This window comes from Mixta sp. BE291 (assembly GCF_031457955.1).
GTDB lineage: Bacteria > Pseudomonadota > Gammaproteobacteria > Enterobacterales > Enterobacteriaceae > Mixta.
This window is the reverse complement of sequence record NZ_JAVDXN010000001.1, coordinates 176,681-199,417: the sequence shown is the minus strand read 5'-3', so window position 1 is coordinate 199,417 and position 22,737 is coordinate 176,681. Positions and strand designations below refer to the sequence as shown.

The window sequence follows — 22,737 nt, the reverse complement described above, 5'->3', positions numbered from 1 at the left end:
CCTGTTTTTTCTGCGAAACGGCCCCGAATGGAAAAGAAACGTCAACAGCAACTCACCCGCTGGCTGCGTCAGCAACGCCTGTACGCGCGCCCCTGGACCACCCTTTCTACGCTGCTGGGCTTACTCAGCGCCTTGATTATCATCGCTCAGGCCTGGCTGCTGGCCACGCTGATGCATCAGCTGATTAGCGCACAACAGCCGCGCGCGCAATGCCTCCCCCTGGTGGGCCTGCTCCTGCTCTGTTTCATGGCGCGCGCGCTGCTCAGCTGGCTCCGTGAACAGGTGGGCTGGCGGGCGGGCGAGCAAATACGGCGTACGCTGCGCAAGCAGGTGCTCGATCGTTTGCAACAGCGCGGCCCCGCCTGGATTCAGGAAAAGCCCGTTGGCAGCTGGGCAAGCCTGCTGCTGGAACAGATAGAAGAGATGCAGGACTATTACGCGCGTTATCTGCCGCAGATGATGTTAGCCGTTCTGATTCCTGGCCTGATTTTGCTGGTGGTTTTCCCGATAAACTGGGCTGCCGGATTGATTCTGCTGGCGACGGCCCCGCTGATCCCGCTGTTTATGGCGCTGGTGGGCATGGGTGCCGCCGATGCCAACCGGCGTAACTTTCTGGCGCTGGCGCGTCTTAGTGGCGATTTCCTCGACCGGCTGCGCGGCCTGGATACGCTGCGTCTGTTTCATCGCGGCGCGGCGGAAACGCGATCGATTGCCGCCGCATCGGAAGATTTCCGCCAGCGCACCATGGAGGTGCTCAGGCTCGCTTTTCTCTCCTCCGCGGTGCTGGAGTTTTTCGCCTCGATCTCGATCGCTATTGTCGCGGTTTATTTTGGCTTCTCCTATCTTGGCGAACTCAATTTTGGTCATTATGGCGCCCAGGTGACGCTGTTCGCCGGTTTTCTGGCGTTGATCCTGGCACCAGAGTTTTTCCAGCCGCTGCGCGACCTGGGAACGTTTTATCACGCCAAAGCCCAGGCGATTGGCGCGGCCGACGCGCTGCATGACTTTCTCGCTTCCCCGCACGACACACCGGTAACAGAAGATCGGCCGCTGCTGCCTCATCAGCCGTTGCACATCGAAGCAAGCGAACTGGTGATTATGGCGCCGAACGGCGCAGTGCTGGCGGGGCCGCTGAATTTCACGCTGCCGCCGGGCAAGCGTGTGGCGCTGGTGGGCCAAAGCGGTGCGGGCAAAAGCTCGCTGGTTAATATGCTGCTGGGCTTTCTGCCCTATCAGGGTTCACTGCGCATTAATGGCTTTGAGCTGCGCGAGCTGCAACGCGACGGCTGGCAACAGCTTCTCGCCTGGGTAGGCCAGAATCCGCATCTGCCGGAGCCCACCGTGGGCGATAATATTCTCAACGGGCAGCAGGTTTCTGCGGCGCGTTTACAGCAGGTGCTGGCGCTGGCGGGCGTTGAGGAGTTTATTTCCCGTCTGCCGCGCGGGCTGGAGAGCGAAATGGGCGACCAGGCGGCGGGCCTCTCAGTGGGTCAGGCGCAGCGCATCGCCGTGGCGCGCGCGTTGTTAAAGCCTTGCCAGTTGCTGTTGCTGGATGAGCCGGGCGCCAGTCTCGATGCGCATAGTGAACAGCAGGTTATGCAGGCGTTGCTGACCGCATCGCATCAGCAAACCACCCTGCTGGTTACGCATCAGCTCAATGAGCTGGCGCAGTGGGATGAAATTTGGGTAATGCGCGCGGGTCAGATTATTCAACAGGGCAGCTGGCAACAGCTCACCAGCCAGCCAGGGCCGTTTGCCGCCTTGCTGACGCACCGTCAGAGGGAGATAACGCAATGAGCAAACTGCGTCCTTTCCTGCGGCTCTATCGTCGCCATAGCTGGCGTCTGCTGTTAGGCGTGTTGCTGGCGATTGTCACGCTGTTAGCCAGCACCGGCCTGCTCACGCTTTCGGGCTGGTTTTTGGCTGCTTCATCCCTGGCCGGTACGGCGGGGCTTTACAGCTTTAACTATATGCTGCCTGCGGCGGGCGTACGTGGCGCGGCGATTATTCGCACCGTTGCGCGCTATTTTGAACGTCTGGTCAGCCATGATGGCACCTTCCGCGTGCTGCAACACCTGCGCGTGTTTACCTTTGGCCGTCTGCTGCCGCTCTCGCCCGCCGGGCTTAATCACCTGCGCCAGGGCGATTTACTCAACCGTTTCGTTGCCGATGTCGATACGCTCGATCACCTTTATCTACGGGTTATCTCGCCGTTTTGCGGCGCGCTGGTGGTGATTGTGGTGGTCACGCTGGGGCTGAGCTGGCTGGATCTCTCGCTGGCGCTGACGCTGGGCACCAGTATGCTGCTGACCTTGCTGCTGCTTCCACCGCTGTTTTATCGCGCCGGGAAACCATCAGGCAAGATCATTACCGTGGAACGGGCGCGCTATCGCCTGCAGCTGACCCAGTGGCTACAGGCGCAGGCGGAGCTTTCTCTGTATGGCGGCATTGACGCGCGACGTTCCCGGCTGGATGCGGTGGAGCAGCGCTGGCAGCAGGCGCAGCGCAGGCAGGCCAGCCTGACCGGGCTGTCGCAGGCGCTGTTGCTGCTGGTAAGCGGCGCAACGGTCACCCTGCTGCTGTGGCTCAGCGCGGGCGGCGTAGGCGACTGGCCGCAGCCGGGGGCATTGATCGCTCTGCTGGTGTTTTGCAGCCTGGCGGCCTTCGAGGCGTTAGCGCCGGTTGGCATGGCCTTTCAGCACCTTGGACAGGTTTTTGCCTCCGCGGAGCGCATCAGCGAGATTATCGATCAGGTGCCTGCCGTACGGTTCCCTTCCGTGCAAGACGTTGAGACGCCAGCCCCCGGCACGCTGGCGTTAGAAGCGGTGACCTTTTCCTATCCGAACGCGCCTTCCCCTGCCCTCCAGCGCCTGACGTTAACGATTAGCGCCGGAGAAACCGTTGCGCTGCTCGGCCCGACCGGCTGCGGCAAAAGCACGCTGTTACAGCTGCTGACGCGGGCATGGGATGCGCAGCAGGGCGAGATTTGGCTCCAGGGCCGTGCGCTCAAACAGTGGAGCGAACCGGCGCTGCGCGCAGCGGTTAGCGTGGTCAGCCAGCGCGTGCATCTGTTTAATCAGACCTTGCGCGACAATCTCGCGTTGGCCGCGCCGGGCAGCCACGACGATACCCTGATCGCCATACTGAAACAGGTTGGCCTGGAAAAACTGCTGGCAGGCGAAGGGTTAAATGCCTGGCTGGGCGAAGGCGGCCGTCAGCTTTCCGGCGGCGAATTACGTCGTCTGGCTATTGCCCGCGCGCTGCTGCACAATGGCCCCATTATGCTGCTTGATGAACCCACCGAAGGGCTGGATGCCGAGACGGAGCGGCAGATCCTCACTCTGCTGCATCAGGTCACCGCAGATAAAACGGTGCTGATGGTTACCCATCGCCTGCAAGGCCTGGATAAGGTCGATCGCATTTGTGTTATGGACCAGGGTGAGATTATCGAGCAGGGAACGCACCGGGAATTAATCGCAAAAGGCGGTCGCTACTGGCATTTTCAGCAGCGGTTTACGCTATAGTCATAGCTTCTGAAACTGCGGGACCTTTGAGAAATGCGACTGATTCAGCTGTCACGTGAATCGCTTAACTTTCCGCCGCCGGAGATGGCGCTGCGCGAACCGAATGGCCTGCTGGCTATGGGCGGCGATCTTAGCCCTGCGCGTTTACTCAACGCCTATCACCGCGGTATTTTCCCCTGGTTTTCGCCGGGCGATCCCATTTTGTGGTGGTCGCCCGATCCGCGCGCGGTGTTACACCCAAATGCGTTTCATTGCAGCCGCAGCATGAAGCGCTTTCACCGTCATTCCCCCTATCGCGTTACGCTGAATCGGGCCTTTGCGGATGTGGTTGAAGGCTGTGCCAGCGATCGTGACGAAGGCACCTGGATTACGCCAGAAGTCAAACGCGCCTGGGGGCGTCTGTACGATCTGGGCCATGCGCATTCAATTGAGGTCTGGCACGATCGGGAACTGGTCGGTGGGATGTATGGCCTGGCGCTGGGGCAGATTTTTTGCGGCGAGTCGATGTTTAGCCGCCGTGAAAACGCATCGAAAACCGCGCTGCTGGTGTTTTGCCAGCACTTTGCCCAACAGGGCGGCCAACTGGTTGACTGTCAGGTATTGAATCCGCATACCGCATCGCTTGGCGCGCAAGAGATGGCGCGTACCGATTATTTGCTGGCGCTTAGCCAACTGGCAAACGCCCCGGTGAGCGACGCCTGCTGGTCAACGGAAACGCTTTTTGCTCCCGAACCGATGTTTTACACGCAACGGTGAGGAATGATGGTATAATAGGAAAGTTTGGTATGTTGTCCGTTTATTGCGTAAGCGCATCGGAATTACCAGGCTGGGAATCACCACGCATCTTCAGAACTGTTTTCTGGCTGTGGCCGGTTAACAAATTCTTAGCCGCTATTCCCCCTCGCTAACGTCATTGTCATCAGACGACGAAAGTTATGCTTGTATGCTGCGCTACAGGTGCATGCCGGCGTTGGTATAATAACCAACAATTCTTTACATAATTCGTGGAATTCGGCATTATCTTGCCGGTTCAAAACTTGGAAGTCCACCCAGAGGATTCGATGGCCAAAGAAGACAATATTGAAATGCAGGGTACCGTACTTGATACGTTACCTAACACCATGTTCCGCGTGGAATTAGAAAACGGACACGTGGTTACCGCTCATATCTCCGGTAAAATGCGCAAAAACTACATCCGCATTCTCACGGGCGACAAAGTCACTGTTGAGCTGACCCCGTACGACCTGAGCAAAGGCCGCATTGTCTTCCGTAGTCGTTAATAACGTTCTGCGTTAATCTGCACATTAACGCCGACTGATAATAAAGGCCAGTTAAGCTGGCCTTTTGCTTTTACGATGCGCTAATGCGTGCGCTGTTTTTTATCACGATACGCTGAAAAAAAAGGCCGGATGCTTATCCGGCCTTTTGCTTTTCTGCGACGCTTACTGCACGGAACCTTCCGTTTTACGCTTCTCAGCGCTAACAAAATGGTAGGCCAGCTGGTTTTTATCTTTATCCAGCGTGACCGACACCGATCCGCCATCCACCAGCGAACCAAACAGCAGTTCGTTAGCCAACGGTTTCTTCAGGTTTTCCTGCACGGCACGCGCCATAGGACGTGCGCCCATCGCCTTGTCATAGCCTTTCTCTGCCAGCCATGCACGCGCTTCGTCGCTGACCTCCAGCGATACGCCTTTCGCGTCCAGCTGGGCCTGCAGTTCCACAATGAATTTATCCACCACCTGATGGATAACCTCGCCAGAGAGGTGATCGAACCAGATAATGTTATCCAGACGGTTGCGGAACTCCGGCGTAAAGATCTTCTTGATCTCTTCCATCGCATCGGTGCTGTTATCCTGATGGATAAGGCCGATAGATTTACGCTCGGTTTCACGCACCCCGGCGTTGGTGGTCATCACCAGCACCACGTTGCGGAAATCGGCTTTGCGTCCGTTGTTATCGGTCAGCATACCGTTATCCATGACCTGCAGCAGCAGGTTAAAGACATCCGGGTGCGCTTTCTCGATCTCATCCAGCAGCACCACCGCGTGCGGGTGCTTGATTACCGCATCGGTCAGCAAACCGCCCTGATCGAAGCCAACGTAGCCCGGAGGCGCACCAATCAAACGGCTAACGGTGTGACGCTCCATATACTCCGACATATCGAAACGCAGCAGCTCAATGCCCAATGCCTTCGCCAGCTGCACCGTCACCTCCGTTTTCCCGACCCCGGTCGGACCGGCAAACAGGAACGAACCTACCGGCTTACGCTCATGTCCCAGACCGGCGCGGCTCATTTTGATCGCTTCAGTTAAGGCTTCAATCGCGTTATCCTGGCCAAACACCAGCATTTTCAGCCGTTCGCCGAGGTTTTTCAGCGTATCGCGATCGGTAGCGGAAACGCTTTTCTCGGGAATACGGGCGATACGCGCCACCACCGATTCAATATCCGCTACGTTAACGGTTTTCTTACGCTTGCTCACCGGCATCAGTCGGCTACGTGCGCCCGCTTCATCAATAACATCAATCGCTTTGTCAGGCAGGTGGCGATCGTTGATATATTTTACCGCCAGCTCAACCGCCGCGCGTACCGCCTTCGCGGTGTAACGTACGTCGTGATGCGCTTCATATTTCGGTTTCAGCCCGTTGAGGATCTGCACCGTTTCATCCACGCTTGGTTCGGTCACATCGATTTTCTGGAAGCGACGCGCCAGCGCACGATCTTTTTCAAAAATATTACTGAATTCCTGATAGGTGGTAGACCCCATCACGCGAATGCGTCCGCTCGACAGCAGCGGTTTAATCAAATTAGCCGCATCAACCTGGCCGCCGGATGCCGCGCCTGCGCCGATGATGGTATGGATCTCATCGATAAACAGAATGCTGTTCTCATCCTGTTCCAGCTGTTTCAGCAGCGCCTTGAAACGTTTTTCAAAGTCGCCGCGATATTTCGTACCGGCCAGCAGCGAACCGATATCCAGCGAATAGATGGTGCAATCTTTAATGATTTCCGGCACGTCGCCCTGCACAATGCGCCAGGCCAGGCCTTCCGCAATTGCGGTTTTACCCACGCCCGACTCGCCCACCAGCAGCGGGTTATTTTTACGGCGACGGCACAGCACCTGAACGGTACGCTCCAGCTCCTTGTCGCGGCCGATCAGCGGATCGATACCGCCAACGCGAGCAAGCTGATTGAGATTGGTGGTGAAGTTTTCCATACGTTCCTCCCCGCCTGCTTGCTCTTCATTCATTTGATTTTCCGGCCCAGGAGACTGGCCCGGTTCATCTTTACGCGTGCCGTGGGAAATAAAGTTCACCACATCAAGACGGCTGACTTCATGCTTGCGCAGCAGATAGGCGGCCTGCGACTCCTGCTCGCTAAAAATCGCCACCAGCACGTTGGCGCCAGACACTTCGCTGCGTCCGGACGACTGAACGTGAAAAACCGCACGCTGCAACACACGCTGGAAGCTGAGCGTTGGTTGCGTCTCGCGCTCTTCTTCCGTAACCGGCAGCACCGGCGTGGTTTGTTCGATGAAGGCTTCGAGCTCCTGGCGAAGAGCCACTATATCCACCGTACAGGCTTCCAGTGCCTCTCTGGCCGACGGGTTGCTGAGCAAAGCCAGCAGCAGATGCTCGACGGTCATAAATTCATGACGGTGCTCACGCGCTCTGGCGAAAGCCATGTTTAAACTGAGTTCCAGTTCTTGATTGAGCATTAGGCACCTCCCCCAATTATCGCCCTACGGTTCATGCCGGAATAGCACAACGCCGATCAGGCTTTTTCCAGCGTACACAGCAACGGATGCTCATGTTCTTTAGCATAGCGATTCACCTGCGCGACTTTGGTTTCCGCCACTTCGGCAGTAAACACGCCGCAGATCGCTTTGCCTTGATAATGCACTCTGAGCATCAGTTGCGTTGCACGCTCAATATCATAAGAAAAGAACTTTTGCAGAACGTCAATAACAAATTCCATTGGTGTGTAATCGTCATTGTTGAGTATAACTTTATACATCGAAGGCGGCTTCAGACCTTCGCGCAGTTTCTCTTCTGCAAGATGTTCAAAGTTAAGCCAGTCGTTAGTGTTTCCCATAATGTTCCGTCGTAATCTGTGTTGCGCACTGGCACTCAAGCCGCATGCCATCTTATCAGTGTAACACGCACCTCATCCGGCTTCGTCGCAGGTAAAAAATATCCATTTCGCTCCAGGCGCGACCGCTATCACAAATTTGGCAATAGCGTTAACTACCTCAAAGTTTAGCGATTTTCTTAATGCCTGAACCGGCCGATGGCTTGACGCTTACCCTTGTTTCTCTACATTCTACAAGCACAAGCTGATGGAGTTTTAAACAACTCACTACAGCTTCCACTACCTCACCTACCAGTAAAAAAACGTCTTGCGAGGGAACCAGAAGTATGGAGAAGGGTACAGTTAAATGGTTCAACAACGCCAAAGGATTCGGCTTTATCTGCCCGATCGACGGCGGCGATGATATCTTTGCCCACTATTCCTCAATCCAGATGGAGGGATACAGGACGCTCAAAGCCGGACAACAGGTGCAGTTTGATGTTCATCAAGGCCCGAAAGGCAACCATGCCAGCCTCATTGTGCCGGTGGAGGCAGCCGAAGCCATTCACGCCTGAACCTGTGTTAACACATTCTGTACAACCCGACTAAAAAATGCCAGCTACGGATGCTGGCATTTTTATTAAACAATTTGGTCACCGGTAAAAGATGGGGCTGACGAGCCTTTTTTCAACCCTGCGCAACGAGAATCGCTTCGCGATTAAGGCACGAAACCAAGAATAATCGTTGTACCATTTCCGGCTAAACCATTTGTGCCGCGCGGCATTAACCCGCTGTTGCCTATGATTTTTTAATTGCCTGGGTAAAAACAGCAAAAAGCCTGCGGGTCAGGCAGGCTTTTTCAGCGCAAGGGCTTAGCAGTTACTTATCGCCACGCAGCGCGCGTGGGTACAACAGATTGTTTTCTAAGTGGATATGCTGCATTAAGTCTTTGATAAACTGGTCGGTACCGCTGTAAAGCGCACGCCATGTGGTGCAGGCGCCTTCAGGCGGCGTCAAATTGTTGGTCAGCGATTTAATCACCTCCAGCTGCTCGCCCGCTTCATTATGTTCAAATTCCATCACGGCGATAGGATTACCGGCATGGGCGCCCATTCCCTGCTCAATCATCGGGAACAGCACACGCTCCTCTTTCATCATATGCTCGCTGAGATGCTGCCACACGGCCTGCAGAGTGCTGGCCATGCCGTGCGGACAGGTTGGTTTCGCGCCATGCACGCGCTCGACCTTTTCAGCCATCATAATCAGGTCAGGCAGCTGCTGGCGATGCACATTATGGTAACGCGTAATGATATGCTCAATCAGCGCAGCAAGCGGTGCGTCACGCCAGCTCTCTTGATTATTTTCCTGCTGCGTCAGCTGCTGTAACGCCTGTTCCAGCTGGTCGATATCCAGGCCGCGCTTCGCCGCCATCTCTTCCAGCGTATGTTTACCGCCGCAGCAAAAATCGAGATCGTATTGATGAAACAGCGCCGTTGCGCCAGGGATAGTGATAACCAGATCACCTAAAGACTGAGTGCGTAGGGACATTGCTTTTACCTTTTGCAGAAATCATAAGATGCATTTTAAATACATCTTTTAATGCAGGCCACTCTATTTTGTGTTTCGCTGTGAGAAAAGCTCTTATGGGAAAATAACGGGTTAACTTTTGCTCTGGCCAAATCCGTCGTTTTCTGCATCGCCAACAACAAATTACGCGTCGGGCTTTACGCTGTTATCTTTTTTGGTTAGCGTGAGGTTCGTTAAATTTATTTATGGATTTTACAAGGATATGTATTCAGGGCTGCTGATCATTCTTTTGCCGTTGGCTTTTGGCTATCTGTTACCGCTTAAATCTCCCGTTTTACACCGCCTGGTTAACCGCCTGCTGAGCTGGATGGTTTACGTGATTCTATTTTTTATGGGCATCAGCCTGGCATTTCTGGATAACCTGGCGGCTAACCTGCTAACAATTTTACATATCGCCAGCGTCAGCGTGATCGCCATTCTGGCCTGTAATCTGCTGGCGCTGCGCCTGCTGGAAAAGCGTCGCCCGTGGCAACATCAGCACCAGCAGGAAGCACTGCCTTCGCGTCTGCATATGGCGCTGGAATCGCTAAAGCTGCTTGGTGTAGTGGTGCTGGGTTTCCTGCTGGGTCTGACCGGCTGGCGCTTTTTACATCATGCCACTGAAGCGAGTGAATATGCGCTGTTTCTGCTGCTGTTTCTGGTGGGTTTGCAGCTGCGCGGCAGCGGCATGACGCTGCGTCAGATTGTATTGAACCGACGCGGCATGATCGTCGCCTTTGTGGTTTGCATCAGCGCCTTTGTTGGCGGCATTTTGGCGGCGCTGCTGCTTGGCCTGCCTTTAACTACCGGACTGGCGCTGGCCAGCGGCTATGGTTGGTACTCACTCTCCGGCATTTTAATGACAGAAAGTTTCGGGCCGGTTATTGGCAGCGCGGCATTCTTTAACGATCTGCTGCGCGAACTGCTGGCGATTATGCTGATCCCGCTGCTGATTCGTCATCATCGTTCGAGCGCGCTGGGCCTGTGCGGCGCCACCTCAATGGATTTTACCCTGCCCGTTTTGCAGCGTAGCGGCGGCGTTGAAATTGTGCCCGCAGCTATCGTTCACGGTTTTGCCCTTAGTCTGGCTGCGCCGGTATTAATCGCGCTTTTCTCTTCATAACCTGATGGCGGCGCAAAATCGGCCGCCTTGCGTTATCTTTTGCTTTAGATCAAGCGTCTCTTAATTAATTCAGGCGGTACTTGCCTGCCTGCCAGGCTTCTCTTTAAAGTTGCATTTAAAATACAACTTATAAAGGGTTACTACTATGTTTTGTGTACAATGTGAGCAAACTATCCGCACCCCGGCGGGCAACGGCTGCGCCTGGGCGCAGGGTATGTGCGGCAAGACCGCGCAAACGTCTGACTTACAAGATCTGCTGATCGCCGTGTTACAAAGCCTTTCCGCATGGGCCTTGCATGCGCGCGCCGGTAGCATTATCGATCATGAAATCGACAGCTTTGCGCCGCGCGCTTTTTTTTCCACGCTAACCAACGTTAACTTCGACTCCGACCGCATCATCGAATACGCCATGCAGGCGCAGCGCTATCGCGACAATTTAAAAGGCCGCTGTGCGGTGCTGGGCCTGGGCGAACCGCAGCATCCGCTGAGCGATTTACAGCTCAACGGCAGCTATGCTGACGTTTTACAGCAGCAGGCCTCCGCCTTTGCGCTCAACGCCGGGGACGATCACGAAGATGTCGTCGGCCTGCGCCTGCTGTGCCTGTATGGCCTGAAAGGCGCCGCCGCCTATATGGAACATGCGCATGTGCATGGCCGCTACGATAATGAAATCTACCAGCAATATCATCAGATTATGGCGTGGCTCGGTACGCGTCCGAATGATATTAATGCGCTGCTGGCGGAAGCGATGCATATCGGCAAAATGAATTTCTCGATTATGGCGATGCTGGATGAAGCGCAAACCACCACCTATGGCGATCCGCAGCCGGTTAAAGTCAACGTGCGTCCTACCGCCGGTAAAGCGATCCTGATTTCTGGTCACGATCTGAAGGATCTGCAACTGCTGCTGGAGCAAACCGTTGGGACGGGCATTAATGTCTATACCCACGGCGAAATGCTGCCCGCGCATGGCTATCCGGAACTGAATAAATATTCCCACCTGGCAGGCAACTACGGCAGCGGCTGGCAGAATCAGCAAAGCGAATTTGCCCGCTTCCCCGGCCCGATTGTGATGACCTCCAACTGCATTATCGATCCCAATCCAGGTGATTATCAGCAACGCATCTGGACGCGCAGCATTGTGGGCTGGCCGGGCGTGAACCATCTGGATGGCGATGATTTCGCGCCGGTGATTGCGCAGGCGCAAACCATGGCTGGCTTCCCGTGGAGTGAAATTCCGCATGAAATTACCGTGGGCTTTGGCCGTCGCGTGCTGCTGGATGCCTGCGATTCAATTATTGAACTCGCTACGCAGAAAAAATTGCGTCATGTCTTTCTGATTGGTGGCTGTGACGGCAGCCGCGACCAGCGCAGCTACTATACCGACCTGGCGACGGCGGTACCGGAAGACTGCCTGATCCTGACGCTCGCCTGCGGTAAATATCGCTTTAATAAACTCGACTTTGGCACGCTGGAAGGGCTACCGCGTCTGCTGGACGTCGGTCAGTGTAATGACAGCTACTCGGCGATTATTTTAGCGGTCAAACTGGCGGAAAAACTCAACTGCGGCGTAAACGATCTGCCGCTGTCGCTGGTGCTTTCCTGGTTTGAGCAAAAAGCGATTGTGGTGCTGCTGACCCTGCTGGCGCTGGGCGTGAAAAATATCCGCACCGGCCCGACCGCGCCGGCATTCCTTACCGATAACCTGATTGCCATCCTGGAAAAAGAGTTTGGCATGATCCCGGTTACCACTGTTGAAAACGATCTTGCTGCTATTCTGCCGCCACAGGAGTAATCAATGAACAGTACAACCCTTTGCCCCTGGCGCATGCAGGTTCACCACATTACCCAGGAAACGCCGGATGTCTGGACGCTGGCGCTGATCGATCACGATTTTTACCGCTGGCAGGCCGGTCAGTTTGCGTTGGTGCGCATCGGTAACAGCGATGAGGTGCGCGCCTACACCCTCTCCTCAACGCCGGGCCAAAGCCGTTTTATTACCCTGACGATTCGCTATATCGAACAGGGCAAAGGCTCCGGCTGGCTTACCCAACAGGTGAAGCCCGGCGACTTTGTCTGGTTGTCCGATCCGCAGGGCAGTTTTAGCTGCGAACAGCATCCCGCGTCGCACTATCTGCTGCTGGCGGCGGGCTGCGGGATTACGCCGGTGATGTCAATGGCGCGCTGGCTGCACAGCCATCGCCCGGAAACCGATGTACACCTGCTTTACAGCGTGCGCTCGCCGCGCGACGTTATTTTTGCCGCCGAATTGCAGGCGCTACGCCCCTGGCTGAAGCTGACCATTATTGCGGAGCAGCAGCCGCAAGCGCAGATGCTGGCAGGACGCCTGAACGCTGAGATTCTGGCGCAGCAGGTGCCGGACCTGGCGCAACGCACGGTAATGATGTGCGGCCCACAACCTTACATGGATCAGGCGGAAAGCGACGTACGGGCGCTGGGCGCGGTAAATATATTACGCGAACAGTTTACCGCCGCCGCGCCTGCCGAGGTAGAGGATAACGGCGTGCGTTATCACCTGAACAGCGCTGCGCATCCGCTGAAAAACGCAGCGTTTCCCGCGGGCTGGTCGCTGCTGGCGGCGATGGAGCAGCACCAGCTGCCGGTTGACGCCGTTTGCCGCGCCGGGGTATGCGGCTGCTGTAAAACGCGCGTGCTCAGCGGCGAATACCAAACCAGCAGTACGGTTGGCCTGACCGAAGAAGAGATCGCGGCAGGCTACGTTCTGGCCTGTAGCTGCCAGCCAGCGGGCGATATTGAACTGGCCTGACACTCTGTCAATCGCGGCAGAAACTCTCTGGCCTATGTCGGGCGGCGCGATCTGCGGTCTGGCATAAAACCCCAGGCTGCGGTAAAACATCCTTAAGTTATTTTCACGGGCGGCACGGCTGCCCGTTTTCTTAAGGAGCGTCTGAATGATAGATCTGCGCAGTGATACCGTCACCCGCCCATCCCCTACCATGCTATCAGCCATGGTTTCTGCCCGTACCGGCGATGACGTTTACGGCGACGACCCCACCGTTAACGCGCTGGAAGCGGAAGCTGCACGGCTTGGCGGCAAACAGGCGGCGCTGTTTTTACCGACCGGCACGCAGGCTAACCTGGTTGCCCTGCTTACCCACTGCCAGCGCGGCGAGGAATATATTGTGGGTCAGCAGGCGCATAACTATAAATATGAAGCGGGCGGCGCGGCGGTGTTGGGCAGCATTCAGCCCCAGCCGATAGAGACGGCGGAAGATGGCTCATTGCCGCTGAAGAAGGTGGCAGCAGCCATTAAACCTGACGATATTCACTTCGCCCGCACCCGCCTGTTAAGCCTGGAAAATACCATCGGCGGTAAAGTTTTGCCGGTGGAATATCTCGCTGAGGCCTGGCATTTTACGCGTCAACATCAGCTGGCGCTGCATATCGACGGCGCGCGTATTTTCAACGCTGCCGTGGCGCTGGAACTGCCGCTGGAATCCCTAACTCGCTATTGCGATACCTTCACTATTTGCCTGTCGAAAGGGTTAGGTACGCCGGTCGGCTCACTGCTGTGCGGCGATGCGGAATATATTGAGCAGGCACGACGCTGGCGTAAAATGACCGGCGGCGGGATGCGTCAGGCAGGCATTCTGGCGGCGGCCGGGCTGTATGCGCTGGAACATAACGTGATGCGTCTGAAAGAGGATCACGACAATGCCCGCTGGCTGGCGGAGCAGCTTGGCGAGCTGGATATTAATGTCAGTCAGCACACCAATATGGTATTCGCCCAGCTGCCGCCGGAACAGGCCGCGCCATTAAAAGCCTGGATGCAGGCGCGCAATATCCTGATATCAACCGGGCCGGTCACGCGACTGGTAACGCATATGGATGTCGATCGCGCCGCCCTGCAGCAGGTGGTTAAGCAGTGGAAAGCGTTTCTCGCCGCCCGCTAAGCCACACCGATCGCCTTAGCGCCCATACTTCTCTACCAGCGCCTGGGCGATCGCCAACGTTTCTGCATCTGCGGTGCCGCGATAATCCGCCGGGCGGAAGTGCATCTGAAAGGCGGCGATTAATCGGCGCTGCTGCTCAGGCGTTACCGCCGCCTTCACCTCATAACCATAGCGCGCCAGCAACGCGAGTACCGCCTCCGGCTGCACCGGCTGAAAACGATCGCGTCCCTGCAAACGCGTTTCTACCCGCAACGCATCGGGCCAGGCACCGATGCCCTGTGCGGCAAGCTGCGCCCAGGGAAAGCGCGGCCCCGGATCCTGCTTACGCTGCGGCGCGATATCGCTGTGTCCGACAATGTTTTGCGGCTGAATATGGTAACGGCTGATGATATCGCGCAGCAGCGGCACCAGCGCGTCAATCTGCGCGGCCGCAAAGGGATAAAACTGGCGCCCCTGCGGCGTGTTGCGGTAGCCGGGATTCACCAGCTCGATACCAACAGAGGTATCGTTAAGCCGCGTCGTGCCGCGCCAATAGCTGATTCCTGCATGCCACGCCAGCTCGCTCTCCGGCACCAGCTGCGCAATCAGCGGCGTACCGCGATGCTGCGGCGGCTGCATGGGAATCAGATAATGAACGCTTACATCTTTATCGGTGAGCGTCGCCAGCGAGGTAGGATAATCTTCCGCGGTATAATGGATCACAATGGTTTTCACGCGCGGCCTGGCGCCCTGCGCCGCCAGGCGGGTATCAACGCTATAGCCCTGCCGCTGCTCCAGACCCGACGTACAGCCTGCTAACAGCAACAGCAGCAGGCTGAGTCCGAAACGCGCCTTCACCGGGTTTTCACCGCCGTACCGCTGACGCTGACCATCAGCATGCTGCTATCTTTGCCTACGGTTTCGTAATCGATATCAATGCCGACTACCGCATCAGCGCCCAGCGCTTTCGCCTGCGCCTCCAGCTCGGCAAAGGCGATTTCACGCGCCTTGCGTAACTCTTTTTCATAGGCGCCGGAACGCCCGCCAACAATGTCACGAATACCGGCGAAGAAATCGCGGAAAATATTCGCGCCGAGGATCGCTTCGCCGGTAACGACGCCGCAATATTCAGTAATGGTTTGACCTTCCAGCGTAGGCGTAGTGGTTAATTTCATTCTCTTCTCCTGTTCCGATTCAGCGATAGTTTAGCCCGTGCAGCTAAAAAGCGCGGCTATACTTTATGCTAAAACAAAGCGTTACCCGTTGACCATAAGGAAAATGAGATGAAAAACCAAGCGTTTGCCGCCCTGCTACCGGCGGTTCTGCTACTGAGCGCCTGTACCACCGTGGAGCCTGCCTATAAAGATATCGGTACGCGCGTAGCCCCTTGTGTGGATGGCGGACCCGATACGGTAGCGCAAAAGTTCTACGATCTTCGCATCGCGCAGCCCAGCCAGGGTCTGCCGGACAGTCAGCAGCTGGCGCGTTATCGTCCCTGGCTGAGCGAGAAACTTTATCAAAGCCTGCTGAAAGCCAATGCGCAACAGGATAAACCGGCCGAATGGCGTCAGGGCGATCTCTTCTCCAGCCTGGCGCAAGGCCCAACCGAGGCGAAAGTGGCCGATGCCTCGCGCATTCCTAATACCGACGCGCGCAATATTCCGCTGCGCGTTGAGCTAACGCGCGAAATGGAAAAAGATAAAAGCGTGAGCTGGCAGGATGAAGTGCTGATGGTGCGTGAAGGCACCTGCTGGACGGTGGATGATGTCCGCTACGTCGCTAACTGGCAGCGTGCGGGCGGCGGTGCGTTGAGTCAGCTGCTGGAAAAATAAGCGGCCAGGCCCGACATTCTTACGCGCTATGCATAGCACCGCACGCCTGCGGTGCTATGGTTATCCGACTGACCTCACATCTTCCTTCTTATTCACTTCTTCTGCGTGGCAGGCCAGGATCATGTGCTACGCTTTAGCCATTCTGCTATTCATTAATAAATTTTAACGCACAATGATTGCATAACTATTCTGTGGGCGTTAAGATTCGCGACATCAATTGCTATTCATTTTTGGCGCATGAGTATTCAACTTAACGGTATAAATTGCTTTTATGGCGCCCAACAGGCGCTGTTCGATATCCAGCTAACCTGCCCGCAGGGCGAGACGCTGGTGCTGTTGGGTCCCAGCGGCGCCGGTAAAAGCTCACTGTTGCGCGTACTCAACCTGCTGGAAACGCCGCGTTCCGGTACGCTCAGCATCGCCGGTCACGCTTTCGACTTCAGTAAAAAGCCCGGCGACGACGCGATCCGCGAGCTACGGCAAAATGTCGGCATGGTGTTTCAGCAATATAATCTCTGGCCGCACCTGACGGTTAAGCAGAACCTGATCGAAGCGCCCTGTCGCGTGCTGGGGCTATCGAAAGCGCAGGCCCACCAGCGTGCCGATAAGCTGCTGGAGCGTCTGCGTTTGACGCCGCACGCCGATCGTTTTCCGCTACAGCTCTCGGGCGGGCAGCAACAGCGCGTCGCCATTGCCCGCGCGCTGATGATGGAACCCGCCGTGCTGCTGTTCGATGAGCCAACCGCCGCGCTCGATCCGGAAATCACCGCTCAGATCGTCACTATTATTCGTGAGCTGGCACAAACCAACATCACTCAGGTCATTGTTACCCATGAGGTCGACGTCGCCCGTAAAACGGCCAGCCGCGTGGTGTATATGGAAAATGGCTATATTGTTGAACAGGGTGATGCCAGCCGATTTACACAGCCGCAAACCGAGGCGTTTGCCCATTATCTCTCGCACTGAGTAAGGCCATAAAGATGAAAAAAATTGTTCTTGCTGCTCTGTTAGCCGGTATCAGCCTGAGTGCTTCCGCTGCTGAAACCATTCGTTTTGCTACGGAGGCCTCTTACCCTCCGTTTGAATTTGTCGATGCCAATAACAAAATCATGGGCTTTGACGTCGACCTGGCTAACGCTCTGTGTAAAGAGATGAACGCCACCTGTACTTTCACCAACCAGGCGTTTGATAGCCTGATCCCCAGCCTGAAATTCCGTCGTTTCGATGCGGTAATGGCTGGCATGGATATCACGCCAGAGCGCGAAAAACAGGTTCTGTTCAGCAAGCCTTACTATGACAACTCGGCGCTGTTTATCGCCCAGAAAGACAAGGCTGCGGATGTCGCGGCACTGAAAGGCAAACGCGTTGGCGTACAGAACGGCACCACCCATCAGAAATACCTGATGGATCAGCACAGCGACATCACCACCGTGCCTTACGACAGCTATCAAAATGCGATTCTCGATCTGAAGAATGGCCGTATTGAGGCGGTCTTTGGCGACACGGCGGTGGTCAACGAATGGCTGAAGCAGAACCCGAACCTGGCGGCGGTTGGCGAGAAAGTGACCGACAAAGCCTACTTCGGTACCGGTCTGGGCATTGCGGTGCGTCAGGGCAACAGCGCGCTGCAGGAGAAATTCAACGCCGCGCTGGATAAAGTCAAAGCGGACGGTACCTATAAAACCATCTACAGCAAATGGTTCCAGCAGTAATTAAATGAACGAATTCTTTCCTCTTGCAAGCGCCGCCGGGATGACCGTCGGCCTTGCCGTCTGTGCGTTGCTGGTAGGCCTGGCGTTGGCGATGCTGTTTGCCGCCTGGGAATCGGTGCGCTGGCGGCCATTCGCCTGGGTTGGCACCGCGCTGGTGACGCTGATTCGCGGCCTGCCGGAAATTCTGGTGGTGCTGTTTATCTATTTCGGTGCGTCCCAGCTGCTGATTACCCTCTCTGACGGCTTTGTAATCGACTTAGGCATCGTGTCGCTGCCGATACAGATGCAGATCGAGAATTTCGACGTCAGTCCTTTCCTGTGCGGTGTGATTGCGCTGTCGTTCCTCTATTCCGCTTACGCTTCGCAAACGTTACGCGGCGCGCTGAAGGCGGTACCGGTCGGCCAGTGGGAATCGGGTCAGGCGCTGGGCATGAAAAAATCAGCGATTTTCTTCCGGCTGATTATGCCGCAGATGTGGCGGCATGCGCTGCCCGGCCTGGGCAATCAGTGGCTGGTGCTGCTGAAAGATACGGCGCTGGTTTCGCTGATCAGCGTGAACGATCTGATGCTGCAAACCCGCAGTATCGCCACACGCACCCAGGAGCCTTTTACCTGGTATCTGGTGGCGGCGGCGATCTATCTGATTATTACCCTGCTGAGCCAGGCGGTGCTGAAACGTATCGAGCTGCGCACCACGCGTTTTGAACGGGGGAATAGCTGATGCTGGCCTATCTTCCTGAACTATTGAAAGGGTTACAGACCAGCCTGACGCTGACCCTCGCTTCGCTGGCGGCGGCGCTGGTGCTCTCGCTGCTGTTTACCATGGTGCTGGCGCTGAAAACGCCGGTGATCAACCTGCTGGTGAAGGGCTATATCACGCTGTTTACCGGCACGCCGCTGCTGGTGCAAATCTTTTTGATCTATTACGGTCCGGGGCAGTTTCCCGCGCTGCAAAAAATCGACTGGCTGTGGCAACTCCTTTCCGAACCATGGCTTTGCGCCCTGCTGGCCCTGTCGTTAAACAGCGCCGCCTATACCACCTTGCTGTTTTACGGCGCGGTACGCGCTATTCCTGCCGGTCAATGGCAATCCTGCGCGGCGCTCGGGATGACGCGCCGTGACACCATGCGCATTCTGCTGCCTTACGCCCTGAAGCGCGCCCTCTCCTCCTGGTCTAACGAGGTGGTGCTGGTGTTTAAAAGCACCTCGCTGGCTTACACCATTACGCTGATGGAGGTGATGGGCCACGGGCAGTTGCTGTATGGTCGCACCTATGACGTGATGGTTTTTGCCGCCGCAGGACTGATCTATCTCTGCGTCAACGGCCTGCTTACGCTGCTGATGCGTCTGATTGAGCATCGCGCGCTGGCTTTTGAGCGGCGCAACTAGCGCTCGATGGTCACAACGCTGTTTGCTGAAAGGTGGGGAAACCCACCTTTTTTCATTATTTATCCACTTCTGTTGCATAATAATGCATTCGATGGCATCTTGTTTCTCGCCGCTGGGCAAAAATCATAATGAGAAACAGGAGCATTCCCGATGAAAAAATGGTTACTGGCCGCCGCGCTGGCAGGCATCGCGCTTAACGCAAGCGCAGCGGAAAAAATTCGTTTTGCCTCTTCGGCCACTTATCCGCCGTTTGAATCACTGAATAGCGAAAACAAAATCGTTGGCTTTGATATCGATTTAGCGCAGGCGCTCTGTGAGCAGATGAAGGCGGAGTGTACCTTTACCAATAACCCTTTCGATAGCCTGATCCCGGCGCTGAAGTTCCGCCGCTATGACGCAGTAATCTCCGGCATGGACATTACCCCGGAGCGCAGCAAACAGGTCGCCTTTACCCAGCCCTATTACGCCAACTCTGCGGTGGTGATTGCGGAAAAAGGAAAATATAGCGATATGGCGGCGCTGAAAGGGAAACGCATCGGGATGGAAAACGGCACCACCCATCAGCGTTATCTGCAGGATAAACATCCTGAAGTGAAAACCGTGGCCTATGACAGCTATCAGAACGCGATTCTCGATCTGAAAAATGGTCGTCTCGATGGCGTCTTTGGCGATACGGCGGTGGTTAATGAGTGGCTGAAGGCGAATCCGCAGCTGGGCACCGTTGGCCAGGCGGTGACCGATCCGCAATACTTCGGCACCGGTCTTGGCATCGCGGTGCGCCCGGACAATCAGGCGCTGCTGAACAAACTCAACGCCGCGCTGGCGGCGGTAAAGGCGAACGGCACGCTGCAAAAAATTAACGATAAGTGGTTTGCCCACTAAGTGAAAAACTGGCGGGTCGGAGAGGGGCTTTCCCGTGGGTTCTGCATGCTCCCGGGAGACGGGAAAGCTTCTCCGACCTGCTACTAACGTCGCTGTAACAGCGTCAGCACCTCGTAATGCGCGGTATGCGGAAACATATCAAACAGCTGCACCCGACGAATCGCATAATGCTCAAGGCGCGCAATATCCTGCGCCATGCTCTCAGCGTTACAGCTGGAATAGAGCAGCCAGGCAGGCGCCATTCGGTTCAGGTAATCGCACAGTTCAGCGCCAATGCCACGGCGCGGCGGATTAACCAGCACCAGTTCCGGCACCTCCCCTTCCCCGGTGGCAAAGCGCGTGGAGTCCAGCGCCGCAAACTGCACCTTTTCCAGCCCCAGCTGCTGGGCTGAACGCTGCGCGCAGGCGATCGCCTCGGCGCTGATCTCAATGCCGGTCAGCTGCATCTCCGGCGTCGCGCAGTGCAGGCCAAAGCCGCCCACGCCGCAGAACAGATCCCACATCGCCTTGACCTGTAGCTCGCTGACCCACTGGCGCGCAGTATCATACAGCCGCGCCGCCACCGCAGGATTAGTTTGAAAGAAACTGCGCGGCCGGATCCAGAGCGGCACATGGTTAAGCTGTTCCGCCAGCAGCTGGTTTTCCGTCAGGGCAATCTCCTCTTCCCCTTCTAGGATCGCCATCGGCACCGGCTGGATATTGGCGGAGATCACCGACAGCTGCGGCAGTTGCTGCTGGAGCCACGGCAGCGCGGCGCGCAGCTGTTGCAGTTTGGCGGTCGAGCGCAGCACAAAGCGCAGCATCAGTTTGCCGTCCAGCGCGCTTTCGCTGAGCAGCAGAAATTTTAATTCACCACGGCGGCGCGCCACATTGTAGGGCGTCAAACCGGCGCGGGCGATAAACGGCTTTAACAGCGCAAACACCGGCGCAAAGCTGGCGGGATAAAGCGGACAGGCGGTTAAATCCACCGGGCCGTCAGGCTGCATAATGCCCAGCACCGGACGCTCCACGCTGCCGCTGACCACCATTTTGGCTTTATTGCGAAACGCCTGCTGTGCGGAATCCACCGGCGGCTGCCAGTCGTCAACGGGAAAGGCCTGCAGCAGCGCCTGCAAATGCGTCTGTTTGTTTTGCAGCTGCTGCGGATAAGGGGTTGTCAGCCACTGACAGGAACGACAGCGGTCTGCATCGTAAAGTGCGCAATGCATGTTTTAGCCTGTGATGAAGTGTGGTGCCAATTGCGGGGCTGGATTGTAGCACCCGTTGCTCAGCGGCGCTGGAAAAATTGCCGACTGCTGACAGGCAGAAACAGCAACAGCAGCACCAGCAGATCGGGCAACTTATGCATGATCAGGCGTTGGAGGATTTCTATATTGTTCGCGCCGCTGATGCTGAAAATCTCTGGGTAGATCCAGCCAAAAGAGGCAGCCGCCAGGTAAAACAGCACGATAGCCTGCGTTAACGCATAGAGCAGGCGACCACGACGCGAGCCGCGCATCAGCGTCAGCGCGCAGCGCAGTTCGATAAAAAACAGCATCTGGCTGGCGACAAAAATAAGGGTCGAATCCCAGGCCTGAGCGCTACGATGCATAAAATCGGCCAGGCCATCATAGCCCAGCTCATTCACCAGCAGCAGCACGCTGATACAGCGCGTAGCAATAATTGCCTGACCGGCAATCATCACCGATACCGGAGCCTGCCGGGGCGCGCGCACCGCCGCCTTACCGAATCTGAACACGTCCGACATTCACCGTACCTCTCCCGTTGCGCCTGGGCAATAACCCAGGCGATTAGCCGGAGCGAAACTGCACCGAACCGGCTAACCGCCTGTGAACCCTGTAATAATAGTGGCAAAGGTTACGGAATTTAGCTACGTTTCGCTTTCTGAATCTCCCGCACGCGCTGCTTTTCCTTGTTTGCCATCAGCCGCCAGGCGATAAAGCCCACCAGACCAACCACAAACAGAATCAGCGACGCCAGCGCGTTGATTTCCGGATTGACGCCGCGGCGCACGGTGGCGAAGATCGCCATAGGCAAGGTGGTGGCGCCAGGACCGGTCACAAAGCTGGCGATCACCAGATCGTCCAGCGACAGGGTAAACGCCAGTAGCCAGCCGGTCACCAGCGCCGGTGCGATCATCGGCACGGTAATCACGAAAAAAACCTTCAGCGGCGTCGCGCCAAGATCCATCGCGGCTTCTTCTATCGAGCGGTCCAGCTCGCGCAGGCGTGAGCTAATCACCACCGCGACGTAGGCGGTACAGAATGTGACATGCGCCAGCCAGATGGTGAGCATGCCGCGATCGCTGGGCCAGCCGATAGCGTGTCCCATGGCCACAAACAGCAGCAGCAGCGACAGACCGGTGATCACATCCGGCATCACCAGCGGCGCGGTCAGCATAAAAGCGAAGCCGGTAGAGCCTTTAAAACGACCAAAGCGCACGATCACCACTGCGGCGATGGTGCCCAACACCACCGCCATGGTGGCGCTGAACGCGGCAATGGTCAGGCTAAGCGTCACCGCGCTTATCATCGCGCTATCCTGAAACAGCACCCGATACCAGTGCAGCGAGAAGCTCTCCCAGACGGTGACCAGCTGCGAACTGTTAAAGGAGTAGATCACCAGCAGCAGCATCGGCGCATAGAGAAAGCTAAAGCAGAGCAGCAGGATCACCCACCGCCACGGAGAGCGAACCGCGGGCAGATTACTCATGCCTTTTCTCC

The 22,737-nt window shown here is 56.4% G+C and carries 23 protein-coding genes; 15 read left to right on the top strand and 8 right to left on the bottom strand.

From position 1 onward, the window contains the following. Positions 1-27 precede the first annotated feature (27 nt). The 4 genes from cydD to infA all read left to right on the top strand — a co-directional run bounded on the left by cydD (position 28) and on the right by infA (position 4,804). Positions 28-1,797, top strand: a complete 1,770-nt coding sequence (gene cydD / locus J2X14_RS00880) for a heme ABC transporter permease/ATP-binding protein CydD (protein WP_352409341.1) — start codon at positions 28-30, stop codon at positions 1,795-1,797. Beyond that, positions 1,794-3,524 carry a heme ABC transporter ATP-binding protein/permease CydC gene (gene cydC, locus J2X14_RS00875; RefSeq protein WP_352409340.1) on the top strand — a complete coding sequence of 577 codons (1,731 nt, stop codon included), beginning with the start codon at positions 1,794-1,796 and terminating at the stop codon, positions 3,522-3,524. The genes cydD and cydC overlap by 4 nt, the downstream gene beginning before the upstream one ends. Positions 3,525-3,557: 33 nt before the next feature. Beyond that, on the top strand, positions 3,558-4,280 hold the full coding sequence (gene aat, locus J2X14_RS00870; protein ID WP_352409339.1) for a leucyl/phenylalanyl-tRNA--protein transferase: 723 nt from the start codon (positions 3,558-3,560) through the stop codon (positions 4,278-4,280). 305 nt (positions 4,281-4,585) lie between these two features. Beyond that, positions 4,586-4,804: a translation initiation factor IF-1 gene (gene infA / locus J2X14_RS00865; RefSeq protein ID WP_002211347.1), complete on the top strand. Its 219-nt coding sequence runs from the start codon at positions 4,586-4,588 to the stop codon at positions 4,802-4,804. Between the two features lie 162 nt (positions 4,805-4,966). Here infA and clpA read toward each other — a convergent pair whose 3' ends face one another. Together clpA and clpS are read right to left on the bottom strand one after the other, a co-directional pair. Next, positions 4,967-7,243, bottom strand: a complete 2,277-nt coding sequence (gene clpA, locus J2X14_RS00860; RefSeq protein ID WP_352409338.1) for an ATP-dependent Clp protease ATP-binding subunit ClpA — start codon at positions 7,241-7,243, stop codon at positions 4,967-4,969. Positions 7,244-7,299: 56 nt separating this feature from the next. Beyond that, entirely contained in the window at positions 7,300-7,620 is a 321-nt protein-coding gene (gene clpS / locus J2X14_RS00855; RefSeq protein ID WP_352409337.1) for an ATP-dependent Clp protease adapter ClpS, read from the bottom strand. A gap of 323 nt (positions 7,621-7,943) precedes the next feature. On the opposite strand from clpS, the gene cspD reads away from it, so the two are divergent. Continuing rightward, positions 7,944-8,171 carry a cold shock-like protein CspD gene (cspD, locus tag J2X14_RS00850; protein WP_352409336.1) on the top strand — a complete coding sequence of 76 codons (228 nt, stop codon included), beginning with the start codon at positions 7,944-7,946 and terminating at the stop codon, positions 8,169-8,171. Positions 8,172-8,475: 304 nt separating this feature from the next. Here cspD and ytfE read toward each other — a convergent pair whose 3' ends face one another. Further along, positions 8,476-9,144 carry an iron-sulfur cluster repair protein YtfE gene (ytfE, locus tag J2X14_RS00845; protein WP_352409335.1) on the bottom strand — a complete coding sequence of 223 codons (669 nt, stop codon included), beginning with the start codon at positions 9,142-9,144 and terminating at the stop codon, positions 8,476-8,478. Positions 9,145-9,385: 241 nt separating this feature from the next. On the opposite strand from ytfE, the gene J2X14_RS00840 reads away from it, so the two are divergent. The 4 genes from J2X14_RS00840 (at position 9,386) to ltaE (ending at position 14,220) form a co-directional block, all read left to right on the top strand. Beyond that, the gene (locus J2X14_RS00840) at positions 9,386-10,285 is read left to right on the top strand and encodes a LysO family transporter (RefSeq protein ID WP_352409334.1); all 900 of its coding nucleotides are present in this window, start codon (positions 9,386-9,388) and stop codon (positions 10,283-10,285) included. A gap of 145 nt (positions 10,286-10,430) precedes the next feature. After that, positions 10,431-12,080, top strand: a complete 1,650-nt coding sequence (gene hcp / locus J2X14_RS00835; protein WP_352409333.1) for a hydroxylamine reductase — start codon at positions 10,431-10,433, stop codon at positions 12,078-12,080. 3 nt (positions 12,081-12,083) lie between these two features. Next, a complete protein-coding gene (gene hcr, locus J2X14_RS00830) occupies positions 12,084-13,073 on the top strand; it encodes an NADH oxidoreductase (RefSeq protein ID WP_352409332.1) in 990 nt (329 codons plus the stop codon). 145 nt (positions 13,074-13,218) lie between these two features. After that, a complete protein-coding gene (ltaE, locus tag J2X14_RS00825) occupies positions 13,219-14,220 on the top strand; it encodes a low-specificity L-threonine aldolase (protein WP_352409331.1) in 1,002 nt (333 codons plus the stop codon). Positions 14,221-14,235: 15 nt separating this feature from the next. Here ltaE and J2X14_RS00820 read toward each other — a convergent pair whose 3' ends face one another. Next, positions 14,236-15,057 (bottom strand): N-acetylmuramoyl-L-alanine amidase, encoded by an 822-nt coding sequence (locus tag J2X14_RS00820; RefSeq protein WP_352409330.1) that lies wholly within the window; start codon positions 15,055-15,057, stop codon positions 14,236-14,238. Next, positions 15,054-15,374, bottom strand: coding sequence for a heavy metal-binding domain-containing protein (locus J2X14_RS00815; RefSeq protein WP_352409329.1), 321 nt, complete (start codon positions 15,372-15,374; stop codon positions 15,054-15,056). Before J2X14_RS00815 ends, J2X14_RS00820 begins: the two co-directional genes overlap by 4 nt. Positions 15,375-15,482: 108 nt before the next feature. Between J2X14_RS00815 and J2X14_RS00810 the strand changes: the two genes are divergently transcribed. The 6 genes from J2X14_RS00810 to J2X14_RS00785 all read left to right on the top strand — a co-directional run bounded on the left by J2X14_RS00810 (position 15,483) and on the right by J2X14_RS00785 (position 20,014). Next, positions 15,483-16,031 carry a lipoprotein gene (locus J2X14_RS00810; protein ID WP_352409328.1) on the top strand — a complete coding sequence of 183 codons (549 nt, stop codon included), beginning with the start codon at positions 15,483-15,485 and terminating at the stop codon, positions 16,029-16,031. A gap of 237 nt (positions 16,032-16,268) precedes the next feature. Further along, entirely contained in the window at positions 16,269-16,997 is a 729-nt protein-coding gene (gene artP, locus J2X14_RS00805) for an arginine ABC transporter ATP-binding protein ArtP (protein WP_352409327.1), read from the top strand. Between the two features lie 14 nt (positions 16,998-17,011). Further along, on the top strand, positions 17,012-17,743 hold the full coding sequence (gene artJ / locus J2X14_RS00800; protein WP_352409326.1) for an arginine ABC transporter substrate-binding protein: 732 nt from the start codon (positions 17,012-17,014) through the stop codon (positions 17,741-17,743). 4 nt (positions 17,744-17,747) lie between these two features. After that, entirely contained in the window at positions 17,748-18,464 is a 717-nt protein-coding gene (gene artQ / locus J2X14_RS00795) for an arginine ABC transporter permease ArtQ (protein ID WP_352409325.1), read from the top strand. After that, positions 18,464-19,132 (top strand): arginine ABC transporter permease ArtM, encoded by a 669-nt coding sequence (gene artM / locus J2X14_RS00790; protein ID WP_352409324.1) that lies wholly within the window; start codon positions 18,464-18,466, stop codon positions 19,130-19,132. Before artQ ends, artM begins: the two co-directional genes overlap by 1 nt. Before the next feature lie 150 nt (positions 19,133-19,282). After that, the gene (locus J2X14_RS00785) at positions 19,283-20,014 is read left to right on the top strand and encodes an arginine ABC transporter substrate-binding protein (RefSeq protein ID WP_352409323.1); all 732 of its coding nucleotides are present in this window, start codon (positions 19,283-19,285) and stop codon (positions 20,012-20,014) included. An 83-nt stretch (positions 20,015-20,097) separates the two neighbouring features. Here J2X14_RS00785 and rlmC read toward each other — a convergent pair whose 3' ends face one another. The 3 genes from rlmC to potI form a co-directional block, all read right to left on the bottom strand. Continuing rightward, entirely contained in the window at positions 20,098-21,222 is a 1,125-nt protein-coding gene (gene rlmC / locus J2X14_RS00780) for a 23S rRNA (uracil(747)-C(5))-methyltransferase RlmC (RefSeq protein WP_352409322.1), read from the bottom strand. 59 nt (positions 21,223-21,281) lie between these two features. Next, positions 21,282-21,761 (bottom strand): YbjO family protein, encoded by a 480-nt coding sequence (locus J2X14_RS00775; RefSeq protein ID WP_352409321.1) that lies wholly within the window; start codon positions 21,759-21,761, stop codon positions 21,282-21,284. 119 nt (positions 21,762-21,880) lie between these two features. Next, complete coding sequence (gene potI, locus J2X14_RS00770; RefSeq protein ID WP_352409320.1) at positions 21,881-22,726, bottom strand: putrescine ABC transporter permease PotI; 846 nt, start codon at positions 22,724-22,726, stop codon at positions 21,881-21,883. Positions 22,727-22,737 lie beyond the last annotated feature (11 nt).

Bases quoted from the DNA above. Each gene is read 5' to 3' on its own strand.
- cydD (WP_352409341.1), top strand. From the start codon at position 28: ATGGAAAAGAAACGTCAACAGCAACTCACCCGCTGGCTGCGTCAGCAA.
- cydC (WP_352409340.1), top strand. From the start codon at position 1,794: ATGAGCAAACTGCGTCCTTTCCTGCGGCTCTATCGTCGCCATAGCTGG.
- aat (WP_352409339.1), top strand. From the start codon at position 3,558: ATGCGACTGATTCAGCTGTCACGTGAATCGCTTAACTTTCCGCCGCCG.
- infA (WP_002211347.1), top strand. From the start codon at position 4,586: ATGGCCAAAGAAGACAATATTGAAATGCAGGGTACCGTACTTGATACG.
- clpA (WP_352409338.1), bottom strand. From the start codon at position 7,243: ATGCTCAATCAAGAACTGGAACTCAGTTTAAACATGGCTTTCGCCAGA.
- clpS (WP_352409337.1), bottom strand. From the start codon at position 7,620: ATGGGAAACACTAACGACTGGCTTAACTTTGAACATCTTGCAGAAGAG.
- cspD (WP_352409336.1), top strand. From the start codon at position 7,944: ATGGAGAAGGGTACAGTTAAATGGTTCAACAACGCCAAAGGATTCGGC.
- ytfE (WP_352409335.1), bottom strand. From the start codon at position 9,144: ATGTCCCTACGCACTCAGTCTTTAGGTGATCTGGTTATCACTATCCCT.
- J2X14_RS00840 (WP_352409334.1), top strand. From the start codon at position 9,386: ATGTATTCAGGGCTGCTGATCATTCTTTTGCCGTTGGCTTTTGGCTAT.
- hcp (WP_352409333.1), top strand. From the start codon at position 10,431: ATGTTTTGTGTACAATGTGAGCAAACTATCCGCACCCCGGCGGGCAAC.
- hcr (WP_352409332.1), top strand. From the start codon at position 12,084: ATGAACAGTACAACCCTTTGCCCCTGGCGCATGCAGGTTCACCACATT.
- ltaE (WP_352409331.1), top strand. From the start codon at position 13,219: ATGATAGATCTGCGCAGTGATACCGTCACCCGCCCATCCCCTACCATG.
- J2X14_RS00815 (WP_352409329.1), bottom strand. From the start codon at position 15,374: ATGAAATTAACCACTACGCCTACGCTGGAAGGTCAAACCATTACTGAA.
- J2X14_RS00810 (WP_352409328.1), top strand. From the start codon at position 15,483: ATGAAAAACCAAGCGTTTGCCGCCCTGCTACCGGCGGTTCTGCTACTG.
- artP (WP_352409327.1), top strand. From the start codon at position 16,269: ATGAGTATTCAACTTAACGGTATAAATTGCTTTTATGGCGCCCAACAG.
- artJ (WP_352409326.1), top strand. From the start codon at position 17,012: ATGAAAAAAATTGTTCTTGCTGCTCTGTTAGCCGGTATCAGCCTGAGT.
- artQ (WP_352409325.1), top strand. From the start codon at position 17,748: ATGAACGAATTCTTTCCTCTTGCAAGCGCCGCCGGGATGACCGTCGGC.
- artM (WP_352409324.1), top strand. From the start codon at position 18,464: ATGCTGGCCTATCTTCCTGAACTATTGAAAGGGTTACAGACCAGCCTG.
- J2X14_RS00785 (WP_352409323.1), top strand. From the start codon at position 19,283: ATGAAAAAATGGTTACTGGCCGCCGCGCTGGCAGGCATCGCGCTTAAC.
- rlmC (WP_352409322.1), bottom strand. From the start codon at position 21,222: ATGCATTGCGCACTTTACGATGCAGACCGCTGTCGTTCCTGTCAGTGG.
- J2X14_RS00775 (WP_352409321.1), bottom strand. From the start codon at position 21,761: ATGTCGGACGTGTTCAGATTCGGTAAGGCGGCGGTGCGCGCGCCCCGG.
- potI (WP_352409320.1), bottom strand. From the start codon at position 22,726: ATGAGTAATCTGCCCGCGGTTCGCTCTCCGTGGCGGTGGGTGATCCTG.